General features: G+C 32.1%; 13 protein-coding genes. 1 reads left to right on the forward strand and 12 read right to left on the reverse strand.

All coding sequences use genetic code 11. From position 1 onward, the window contains the following. Positions 1 to 39: 39 nt before the first annotated feature. The 10 genes from BLP68_RS02795 to BLP68_RS02840 all read right to left on the reverse strand — a co-directional run bounded on the left by BLP68_RS02795 (position 40) and on the right by BLP68_RS02840 (position 9,061). Entirely contained in the window at positions 40 to 387 is a 348-nt protein-coding gene (locus BLP68_RS02795; protein WP_091539762.1) for a cupin domain-containing protein, read from the reverse strand. A 121-nt stretch (positions 388 to 508) separates the two neighbouring features. After that, a complete protein-coding gene (locus BLP68_RS02800) occupies positions 509 to 2,857 on the reverse strand; it encodes a PAS domain-containing sensor histidine kinase (RefSeq protein ID WP_176758840.1) in 2,349 nt (782 codons plus the stop codon). 236 nt (positions 2,858 to 3,093) lie between these two features. Further along, complete coding sequence (locus BLP68_RS02805; RefSeq protein WP_091539766.1) at positions 3,094 to 4,170, reverse strand: ATPase; 1,077 nt, start codon at positions 4,168 to 4,170, stop codon at positions 3,094 to 3,096. Between the two features lie 131 nt (positions 4,171 to 4,301). Then, positions 4,302 to 4,520 carry a cation transporter gene (locus BLP68_RS02810; RefSeq protein WP_091539768.1) on the reverse strand — a complete coding sequence of 73 codons (219 nt, stop codon included), beginning with the start codon at positions 4,518 to 4,520 and terminating at the stop codon, positions 4,302 to 4,304. A 199-nt stretch (positions 4,521 to 4,719) separates the two neighbouring features. After that, complete coding sequence (locus BLP68_RS02815) at positions 4,720 to 4,932, reverse strand: metal-sensing transcriptional repressor (protein ID WP_091539771.1); 213 nt, start codon at positions 4,930 to 4,932, stop codon at positions 4,720 to 4,722. Between the two features lie 460 nt (positions 4,933 to 5,392). Further along, a complete protein-coding gene (locus BLP68_RS02820; protein WP_143003044.1) occupies positions 5,393 to 6,196 on the reverse strand; it encodes a hypothetical protein in 804 nt (267 codons plus the stop codon). Positions 6,197 to 6,314: 118 nt separating this feature from the next. Further along, the gene (locus tag BLP68_RS02825; RefSeq protein WP_091539775.1) at positions 6,315 to 6,617 is read right to left on the reverse strand and encodes a hypothetical protein; all 303 of its coding nucleotides are present in this window, start codon (positions 6,615 to 6,617) and stop codon (positions 6,315 to 6,317) included. 385 nt (positions 6,618 to 7,002) lie between these two features. Next, positions 7,003 to 7,374 (reverse strand): hypothetical protein, encoded by a 372-nt coding sequence (locus BLP68_RS02830; RefSeq protein WP_091539778.1) that lies wholly within the window; start codon positions 7,372 to 7,374, stop codon positions 7,003 to 7,005. A gap of 176 nt (positions 7,375 to 7,550) precedes the next feature. Beyond that, on the reverse strand, positions 7,551 to 8,711 hold the full coding sequence (locus tag BLP68_RS02835) for a cation:proton antiporter (RefSeq protein WP_091539780.1): 1,161 nt from the start codon (positions 8,709 to 8,711) through the stop codon (positions 7,551 to 7,553). Then, positions 8,708 to 9,061 (reverse strand): hypothetical protein, encoded by a 354-nt coding sequence (locus tag BLP68_RS02840; RefSeq protein WP_091539783.1) that lies wholly within the window; start codon positions 9,059 to 9,061, stop codon positions 8,708 to 8,710. Before BLP68_RS02840 ends, BLP68_RS02835 begins: the two co-directional genes overlap by 4 nt. A gap of 336 nt (positions 9,062 to 9,397) precedes the next feature. Between BLP68_RS02840 and BLP68_RS02845 the strand changes: the two genes are divergently transcribed. Beyond that, entirely contained in the window at positions 9,398 to 9,838 is a 441-nt protein-coding gene (locus tag BLP68_RS02845) for a DUF2383 domain-containing protein (RefSeq protein ID WP_091539786.1), read from the forward strand. 98 nt (positions 9,839 to 9,936) lie between these two features. Here the strand turns inward: BLP68_RS02845 and BLP68_RS21605 are convergent, their stop codons facing one another. Together BLP68_RS21605 and BLP68_RS02850 are read right to left on the reverse strand one after the other, a co-directional pair. Then, on the reverse strand, positions 9,937 to 10,095 hold the full coding sequence (locus tag BLP68_RS21605) for a hypothetical protein (RefSeq protein ID WP_176758841.1): 159 nt from the start codon (positions 10,093 to 10,095) through the stop codon (positions 9,937 to 9,939). 198 nt (positions 10,096 to 10,293) lie between these two features. Next, a complete protein-coding gene (locus tag BLP68_RS02850; RefSeq protein WP_091539789.1) occupies positions 10,294 to 11,184 on the reverse strand; it encodes a GNAT family N-acetyltransferase in 891 nt (296 codons plus the stop codon). Positions 11,185 to 11,531 lie beyond the last annotated feature (347 nt).

Raw genomic sequence — 11,531 nt, forward strand, 5'->3', positions numbered from 1 at the left:
ATAAAAAGCAGGCGAAGGATTGCCTGCTTTTTATAATTTCTAGAATTGTGGCTTAACAACTATTAATAACATTTTAAAGGCTTCAGTAGCTTCAAGACCATGGGGAATATTTGCAGGCATTACTACTGTTTCTCCCTTTTTAGCGCTAATCTTCTTTTCTCCAATTGTTATTTCTGCTGTTCCATCCATCACATATGCTAATGCATCTCCTGGAGATGAGTGGGAGCTGATGGCTTCACCCTTATCAAAAGCAAATAGCGTAATGCTTAAGTCATCTCGTTGTGTTATGGTTCTACTAATAACCTGTCCATCTTGATACTCTACTAACCCTGCCATCTGTACGGCCTCTGAAAAGGGCATGTTTTTTATTAATTGAATCCCTTCCATGCAATAAACCTCCTTATTTATTTATATTATATTATTATCTTAAATGATATATTGTATTAAATATGTGATTTAAATCAAAAAGTCCACTTTTCAATGGACATTTCTGGAATAAGTGTAAAATTTATAAATTCTTGTGAAAATAAATGTCAGAAAACTCAATATTAATCTTTTCTACAGGCTCTTTTTGTGTATCAATTACACTATCCTTATCATTTATTTCATATTCAAGGGTATAAATAGGTAATTCAATTGTAAATTCACTACCTTCTTTTAATTTGCTTTCTACAAATATTTTTCCTTTATGTAATTCCACCAGCAGTTTAACAAGGGCTAGCCCTATCCCACTCCCACTATTTTTTGACAATATTTTGTCCGCCTGCATAAAGCGTTCAAACACAAGCTCTAGTTTGTCCTCTGGTATCCCAATGCCTGTATCCTTTACAGATATTATTATATTTTCTTCCTTCTCCTTAATAGTGACTGTAATGCTTCCTCCTGGTTTAGTAAATTTTATAGCATTTGATAGAAGATTTAACATTATTCTCTCTATTTGATCTGGATCACATGCTGTAACTTTTCCGGATATCTCTGAATTAAAATAGAAGCTAATTCCCTTTTCCTCTATGTAGTCTTTAACAGATAGTGCAATAACTTCAATTATTTCTACTATGTTATGGTTCTCCAAATTAATCTCATAATAACCACCATCAATTTTGGTTATATCTACTAAATTATTGACTAGCCTTAATAAACGATAACAGTTTTGCTGCATTACACTGATTTTTTGTTTAACCTTCATGTCAAAGGTACTATTGCTTCTATCTTTAAAATAGAGGTTCAGTAGCTGTAATGTACCCAATATAACGTTTAAAGGTGTTTTGAACTCGTGAGATATATTGGAGAAGAAATCAGTTTTCAACTTGTCATATTCAAGGGCCTTCTGTAATGATACTCTCTTTTCCTCTAACCTATCAATTAAATCCTTAGCCTGCTGTTCTTCTCTTAAATCGCGAATCATGGAAACCACCGACAATTCATCTTCATTAGGTAAGGAAATGGCAGTAAGCTCAACCTCTATGGTTTTATCCTTTACATCCATAACTCTAAACATAATTTTATTAATTGAATCTATCCCTTCATGAATACTTATTATTTTTTCCATAACCCAATTTTGATCATCTGGGTACGTAAAATCCATTATGGATTTGCCCTTAAGGTCATTTGCATCTGATAACCCTAACATTCTTCCCACAGACGAGTTAGCATATTTGATTGTATCATATTGATGGACAATTATTCCTTGTGGTATTGACTCAACTAACCTTTTATAACATTCTTTACTTCTTATTAATTCTTTTCCTATTTCCTTTTCTTCCGTCACATCTCTAGCAACAGAATACACTAAACCATTTTTCATGGGAAGTGAATCCCACGAAATATATTTATATGAGCCGTCTTTACATAGATAACGATTAGTAAATTTTTTGATTGTTTTTCCTCTATATAGTCTTGTAAGATGTTCAAGAGATTCTTTACGGTCCTCTGGGTGAACAAGGTCTATCCATTTTTTTAATAGAAGCTCCTGTTTCGTATAGCCTAAGGTTTCCTTCCAGGCTGGATTCACCTCTAAAAAACATCCTTTTATTTTCCAAATACAAAGCAAGTCTATAGATAGTTGAAAAAATTTAAATCTTTCCTCTGCAATATCCTTAAGGTCTGTTATATTACGGCTAATACATAATAAAGATGAAACCTCGTCATAATCATTTAATTCTGGCACAACGACATTATGATAATAGTTTGAAGTATTATTTAATTTATTAAAGGTCTCAAAAGAAACTTCCTTCTTTGATGAAAAAGCTTGGGACAATGATTCTTCCCACTGTTCAAGTGTTTCACTTATATGTATAGATGGATTTTTCACTTCCTTAAAGTTTTCTACTGTCATACCCACTTCTCTAACAATAGCAGCATTCATATAGGTACAGTTTAAATCCCGATCTAACCGCAATATACCATCTGGTATGTTCTCTGCTAATTGCACAAATTGATTGTAATATATATCTTTATTAATACCTACCATATCTTCTTCCGTTATACTATGATATAGAGCTGTAAAATAACCTTTTCTAGAGCTATAGGCTGAGATTGTAAACCAACTTTTAAAAACATGTGAATATCTCTGTATTCTTTTTTTATTTTCAAATAATGCTACATCAACAAATAAGTTAAATAATTCCTTTTCTTTAGATAAAAAATCAGGTATTATTAAAGAAACTGGTTTACCAATAATTTCTTCATTTGTTAACCCAAGTCTTTCTACAAAGGCTGCATTCACGTGGAGAAAAATAAAATCTATTGGGTTCTCCTTGTCATCTAACACAATTTTGCAAAATAAAAATCCATCAAGCAAATTGCCAATCAGATGCTTTAACTCATCATTTCCCAAGATTATCCCAACATCTTTCATTCTCTTCCCCCCTGAATTAACTTTTTTAACATAAAATAGTTTCATAGTCCTAGTTTATTATTCCATATTTTTCTTTGAATTCCTTTTTATTGCGGAAAAAAATTTGTTGCTAATTTCCATTAATTAGGTAGTAGATAATATAAAAAAACAGCTATTTATGTTATAGCTGTTTTTACTTTGCTCTCTATCAATTATTATGTTGTTATCTAATAATTAACTTTAGCATTTTATTGTTGTTAACTTCCTAGTATTTTTTCCAACAATTTTTCTCTTAACATGTCAACTTTATCAAAATAAATATTAGGTACATAAAAGGACTCAATAAAATCATGGTTGATTTTTGTTCTTTTGAGATTCTCATATACAATTTCCATTAACATATTAAATATGCTATTACTTTCATCTGTTTGGTCTTTATAGCTTAACAGAAGCTCTCTATTAAAATAATCATCTGTATTAATAATTTTATTGTCTGAGACATCAATTAATGTTGTTATTGCTGTATCTAATTCAGGTATAACTATAGATTCGATTTTGTCAGGAATCAATGGGTGATGATAAAAGGTTATATCATAGCCCTTCTCAATATAATGATAACTTAATTCATTCAATAAATCCGATTTTATTAGCAAGCTGCTTCCCTTAATAAAAAAGGTTTTATTTCCATAGCTTAAGTAGGTATTTCCATAATTAATATGCCCCTTATGGGTATAAGCACTTCCGAATAAATGCCTTTGTATAGAATCCTTCTTAGTACCCTTTATATCAGTGAAATACTCTTCTTTAAATCTTTTAAACTCATTATTCAGCCTTGAGGACAAAAGTACTTCTTTATAGATTCTCTCAACATCGTCCTTTACTAATTTCGCAGCTCCTAAATAGCTGTAAACTCTTTTATATATCTTACCATTTTCATCTATTGATTTAATTATTTCTTCTCTGTTTTGTTTTAAAGCATTTTCGTCCCAAAATTCACCTAGGTTTATTATCTCATCCACTGCTCCAGGGTATTTAGGATCAATTACATGGGGTGCTGTACCGTCAATTAATGCAATTTGAAGCTGCGGAAAAACTACGGCATCAATACTGTCTGGGTCAGCTGAGCAGTGGTGGAACTCTGCATCATAGCCCTTATCAACCAGCACCTTACCAACATTTTTCATTAGTTGAGATTTCCCTACCCCAGGTCCACCTTTTATTAAGTAGACTCTTTTAGCCTTTTTTAAGTCTATTACATAATTGTAGTAGGAATAAAATCCAATGGATGTGTTACCTCCAGGAAATAGCCTATAGATATGTCCTTTTTTGCTCATATAAAAACCTCCTACATTTAAACTATACATATCATTTTATGCAGGAGGTTGGTTAAAGGTACTCAATAACATTTGTTTATCAGAGGTGGCTGTAACACCTTTCTAGGAATTTATATTCTATCCATAACTAGTTAAATTATGTTTTTAATTTCTACAACCTTACATTTTGCTTCAGCAACAGCAATAATTAATTTTTGATCACTTACCTCATGGTTTAGTTCAACTAAAGCGCTTTTTTCTGCCATGTTTACATCTACTGAATTCACCCCAAGCACTTCTAGTAAAGATTTAATAACTTGTGATGCACAATATTCGCATGTCATACCTTCGATTAAAATCTTTTTTTTCATATATAATACCTGATCAGTTATCCAATATAAAATATAGTGGCTATCTGTTCCAGTCTTTTCACCTACCTTTTTATTATTACTAGTCTATAGAGAATTTCAGATTATCAAAATTATTTAATGGTACCTGTGACTATAAAAGTACGTTTCATTAAGTCAGTATTATAATAATATCCAACTAACATAATAATTATATGAACATTTAGCAAAATGATATCATACGACTTTCTAAAAACAATCTCTCAGTATTGTTTAAAACTATCCGTGCTGCTTCAATTTGCTTAATAATTTTATAATAGTTTTCCTCATTTTTAATCATACCTTTAATACCTTCAATTTGTTCTTTAGCTTGATTTAATTGATTAATAATAGTTGCTTGCTCTTCTAATGATTGTACTATATGCTTTTTACTCATAAATATCCCTCCCTAGTAACACAAGCATACCATACCCCCCTAGGGTATGTAAAGGTTTTGTTTTATATTTTATATAGTAAATACATAATTCCCTAATCCATATAAATCTTAATGCGCCTCAATAATCAGAAATTGCTAAGTAGAAAATGATGTAGACAAAATTAAAAAGCACCCCTAACCCCTGGTACTTTAATTGAATTACATATTCATTTGTTACCACCCAGCATACACCTCTACACTAATCCTCTCGGCATACTCAAATCCCCATTTATTATACGTTGTAAAAGTTACCATTTTAGCTTTATTATCTCTACTACTTATCTTGGGGACAAGCTGTTATTATTTTGGCTTTACTTCAAATCAATATACAAATAAGGATAGTAATGGTTATATTACTATCCAAAAGCAAGATATAATGTAGCTTATCTTATGTCGTGATTAAAAGATAAAATGCAACAGTTTATTCATATTCCCTTATATCTTCAGACTTTATTTGAGACTGCACATGATAAATAGTGACGGTTTCGGGTAATAATTGCTCATTATACTCAATGTCATAGAAATTAGCTATTAAACGATTTTCCTTTCCAATAGAAAAGATATTGTAATCCATAATTTTGTCACCAAGATTATTATACTCTTTATTAAAAGTAATAATGGCACCGTCATCTCTCTTACGAATACTCTTGACTAATAAATCATTTTCATAATACATTGTAGTCGTATCTGTAACCTCTCCGTCTGCTATAGTAATAACGCCTTTTAACATTTTACCATCCTCATCTAGATATTCCGTTCCGATATAAGCTATGCTTCCATCTGAATTGTAATGTGTTTGCGTCCTAGTCTTATCTCCATAGGAATACTCTGTACGGTTTTCTAAACCACTTTTAGAGACAATGTTATGTCTTAGTAACAAATCATCTTCATAATGGTAGTAAGTAGTAAATGTTAATTTGTCATTTGAGTATCTTTTTTCTTCAATTATCTGATTGTTTTTATATAGAAACTCAACACGCATTTCAGACTCATCAATCTTAGAGACTATCTCAACAACATTTCCATTATTATCGTACGTATTTGAAATCTTTTGGACGGATTGGATATCATAAGAAATTCCATCAATTTCTACCTTACCATCTTTTATAATTTCTTTATATGTTGTTATCTCATTGATTGACGGACTTTCGATATTGGTATTGTTGCTTTGCTGACAGCCTGTTAACATTGTTAATAAAGCAAGCCCTAATAATAATTTTTTCATAGCATCCTCCTTATTTGCAAAAATTTTCAAGATTAAAAAACTAGATAAATAATGAGTAAGTAAATGATTTCGCATTTTCCATCTAATACGCCAATAAAAGATTATTAGATCTGAAACTCTATTGTATGTACCCATTTATTTTACCTCTTTCCTTGGCTAGATGGTTTACTAAATGAAAAATCGCAGGCACCAATAAAGCAATAGGAGGTTGAGGGTTGTATATAACTGAGTAAATTCCCGTCAGTAGTAGTATTAATGAATTTAACACTGAAGAATATAATTGCATCATAAAATATTTTTCTTCTTTCCCTTCTACTATTTCTATTTTCTTAAAATAGTAAGTTTTTTTATTTCTAAACATAATAGAATAAATAAAGTAAGATATACCGATAACAATTAAGGATACCCCTAACCAATTCAAACTAATCCCTCCTATTCTCACATACGTCGTCTAATACATACGTATTAGCTTTACTTATTTATTAGTTTATTGATACTTGATTTCTGTAGCCCTGTATCTAACAATATTTTAATATTAAACCCAGACTTCCCGTAACTTAATCTGTACCAGTAATAATTTATATACTCAATTTTGCAAAGAGTAATGCTCCTATAGCCACTAATAAGTCTCTATACCCATTTCCTAATTTTAGAAGTTGTTTTCCGTTTGTGATTGGCATCCACCAAAGGAAATAACAACACACATTAATAAAATTATACCTATTATTTTACTCACTTTAAATTCCCCTTTTCTTAATCAGACGCATCAACCATGAGCTTCGTTCCGTTACCAAATTTAATCAACGTTAATATTTAATTATCTCATAGCTTATTACCTTATCGTTACTGAAGGTAATTATAAGCCATTTGGAGAAGTTGCTCATGAATTTATAAACCCGTTCATAACCTAAGTAGTAGGCGAATATATTGTCATCGTCTCTGTAGAATGGTCCGTTTTCTTCTCCTAATAATTCAATAATTTCAGTTTTACTCATCCCAATAAGATTACTGTTTTCTAATAGATCATCTACGATATTAACTCGCTTACCATGCTCTGACAACCATTTTTCAGATGAAAATGTGTGTTTCTGATTAAAGCTATATGAGAACCAAATGAGCAGGGATAATATTATGGTTATGGAAAGTACAGCAATATATTTCTTTCTGTTTGTAGACATCGTGTCTTCCTCCATTTACTACCTTCCATATGAATATGGCTATACTCTAATCTTGTTCTTTTCATAATTCATGAAAACATTTACCAGTAGATACCATCGTTAAATAATAGTAGTTTTTTCTTATTATTATTTGTTATAGATTGTGCTTGACCTAATTCATAACCCTATGCTTTTCATTAGACACTGTCTACATCGCACAATGCTTTACGTACGAGTATTGGTCCAATCAATTCAAAAACAACTACTGCCGTTAAAACAACCGGCATAATTGTATCTGGTGCAAAGATGGTTTTCTGTTCAGCGATAATTGCTAAACCTATGGCTACGCCAGCCTGGGGAGTTAAAGCTCTACCCAAGTTACGTTTCCAGCTTATTGGAAAATGTGTTAATGTTGTTCCTACACGGCTTCCCACCAGTTTAGCAAAAAAACGCGCACCGATATATACCAAACCGATTAGCCCTACAGACGGAAGAACTGACAAGTCAAGTTTTGCCCCTGCCAAGGTGAGAAAAACAAGTAAAATTGGGTCCTCAACATTCATAAGGGAGCGGCTAATCCGCTGCGGACTTCTAGAAAAATTAATATAGACAGCCCCCGCTGTAATTGCTGCCAGTAAGGCAGGTGTTCCCCATTGATTTGACAATCCCACTGTTATTAGCACCGCTCCGAGGGCAGAGACCAATATTCGTGTATCACTTTTAGCCTTATGGGATGTAATTACCAAAAATACACCGGTGGATATTCCCAACAGTAGGGAAATTCCTATATCTCTTGATGCCATTACTATTGCTGGTGTGTTGGCGGCTTCAGCTGCAGCCAAACCGACCTCCATAAAACTGATGATAATACCAAAGAGAGTAATAGCAAATAAATTATCTAAAGCTACTACTGATAAGAGCACCTTGGCGAAGTCTCCTTTTGTGGGGGTTTCCCTTATACATGCAATTATAGCCCCCGGAGCTGTGGCAATACTAATCACTCCAAAAATGAGGGCATATCGAAAGGGTAAACCAAATAAATATAATGAACCAAATACAACAATTAAGGTAAGAAGAGCCTCAACCAAAAAAACCTTAGCTGCATCCTTGGCTAACTTCCTCATTGTTCCCCAATGGAGTTCAGCTCCAATAGAAAGGGCAATAACTCCTAAAGCTAGTTCATTAATTGGGGTAAGTTCTTTCATTACTCCCAAGCTAACCAGACCTAAAACAGATGGTCCAACAAGAATTCCCGCCAATAAATTGCCCGTTACCGAAGGGAGCTTCACGTAACGAGCCAGTTTTCCACCAGCAGCACCAGCCAAAAAAATTATACCAACAGCTAAAGAAATATTCATCGTAATGACTCATCCCCTTCTGTTTTAACCAGACCTTTACAAAAATCGATGGGCAGAGTCATCACAATTCCAGTGTCAGGTTTATTCAAGTCTCCAACAATTCTTTCTATTGCATCAATTGCTTTTTTCCGGCTTTCATCCGAATCAATTACCACAAAAATTGTCTTGTTTTGTGCAGGATCCTTCCCGAACTCAGCAAAGCGAGAAAAGAAGGGAACATGATCAGCCATAATATGTGCCATTCCCTTACTTTCCATTACTGTTGCTCCCTTAATGTCAACCTCATAGAATTCATCAAGGATGTCAATCACTCTATCTGGATCATTTATGATTGCAATTAATAGATTCATCTGATAATACCTCCCTGTTTATATATCTTAAATTATTTGAAAACTAAATGTTTTCTATAAAAAGCATATCATTCTTTGGCTTTAATATCAATTGAGTAATGTACACTGATTCATAAAACAATAAGGATAGCTGGAAAATTTAGCTATCCTTATTGTTTTATATATTTATTCTCTTACATATTAATTGTCTTATTTTGGCTAACTTCATTAGTGTACTGGCATATTATAGCATATTTCTCACAAATAGAAAATTACTATGTCCAATTATTAGAATGCCTGTCAGCTTCTAGGGAATACTATACTGTGAATGAAGAAATATTTAAGGAGGGCATTTAAATGGATGAACCAAATATAAAAACATTGAATGAATTATTAAAGGGTGAACATATGGCTATAGAAAGCTATGAAAGTGTTTTACCGTCCTTAAAAGACCAGCAACTCAGAGAAGACATTAATACCATTTTAAATGATCATAAGCAGCATGCAATGGAGATCTCAAATCGTATTATAGGCTTAGGAGGTTTACCAAAGGAAGCTACAGGCATGGTGGGTATAATGTCCCAGACTAAACTAAAGGCTGAAGGTATTTTTAGAAATGATAGAAGTATTATAAAAAAACTCTATGATGGAGAAGATCAGGGTATTGCTATGGTGGAAAAAATTATTCAAGGAGATTTAGATAACTCTAGTATGCAGATGGTTCAAAAAATTCTATCTACAGATCATGATCACTTAAAGAAGCTACAAGAAATTATTCACAGTAATGATGATCATTAAATCTATCCTTATCCTCAGCAAATACCCTAAAAGCTGTAGATTCTATATAACTTAACTCTAATTTACAAACAAATTCCAAGACAATAAAGACAGAGTCGCTATTTATTGTTATTAAGCTTTTCTAGCAATAATTCAATATTTGCTACTCTCTCTTCTATTTTTACTGATGTTTTATGTGTTTCTCTTATTAATTCTACTAACCACAGAATAAAAAAAATTAAACCAATACTACCAAAAAAAATTAATAAAAGCGCCATATAATCCTCCTCTACTTTTGCCTCCAACTATTATATTTATTATCTATAGCTGTCAGCTACAACTACTTATAGCCTTACATAGATCTCTACCTCATTCTATCACCAGCATAATATATCACCATCATTAAGAGAAAAGAAATAGTAAAAACTACTGACATATAATATGTTGAAACAAAAAACAGTAAGGTTCTTCAACATTTAAATCTGGTAATTGTAATAATTCATTACAGACTGTTCTTTAAAACCACAATCTTTATATAAATCAAGTGCATTCTTATTTTTACATTCTACATCCAATTCTGTTTCATAAATTTTTCTTCCATTTATTAACCACAACGCTACTTTTAATGCTTCTTTTCCGTATCCTTTTCCTCTATAATCAGGTAGTATTCCAAACCCACTTATGAAAGCTGAATTATCACTGTATTCCACCTTAATTTTCCCAATAACCGCTTCCTCTAGTTCAACCATGTATGTAGTTTCATTTATTTGTTCTTCTTCCTCTGGAAAGCATACAAATTCTCCCGAATGATTAAAGTATATCGAATTTTGTCTAGCGATTTCTTTCCTATCATGTTTTCCAGCTTCTCTTAAGCTAATAGAACTCTTAATTATTTCATTATTTTTATTAATCAATCGCATTCTGTACTCAGAAAAATCGTATTCACCTTTTACAGCCTTAATGAATTCTATGCCTGAATTAGAATTGCCATCTGTTAATAGTAGCAGCTTATTAAATCTTCTCTTCCTACACTCATCTATTGCAAGCTCAAAGAGCTTTTTAAATAATCCCTTTCTTCGAAAGTCGGGGTGAACCATGCCATTGATTTCACCAACATTACTACCTCCAAAGCTTGAAATGCCAAGGTAGGCCACCAAAGCTTCATCATTATAATATAAAAACTCATCGATGGTATTTAAACCTACTTCTGTGTTTCTACTAATGTTTAACTTATAGTCTAATTCTAGCTTTAGGTTGGTTTTATCATGCAAGAAGCAAAGCTCCCTTAGTTGATTTATTTCTTTAAAATCCTTTTCTGATATATATTGTTTTAAACTAATCATTGGGTTTGATAATTTTTCAGTCATTTAGTTTAGTACCTCTGGAGTGGTATAGCCTAACTGGACACATATAAATGTACATTGCTCCTGTTTACTTAAAATTACAAACTTAATTGAAATTTTTCTAATTTATCATTTTTAATAAAGTCCATATAATTCTTTTAAAGTTATTTTTTACCATTTGGTACCGTCAATTAACTAGTAATTAGTTATAGGGTCAACTTAAACATATATTTCCAACTAACCGTTTGCTAGTGACATTGAGCCTCTGTGGCTATGGTTCCAATCTTTTGAGGCATCTTATAAATTAATAAAGATTGGCCTCTTATCAAGCCTACCATACCCACACTCAATGTAAATAGTTCGCTACGCCA

Origin of the sequence: Alkaliphilus peptidifermentans DSM 18978, assembly GCF_900101495.1 — a bacterium.
In the GTDB taxonomy this organism is placed as follows: Bacteria; Bacillota; Clostridia; order Peptostreptococcales; family Natronincolaceae; genus Alkaliphilus_C; species Alkaliphilus_C peptidifermentans.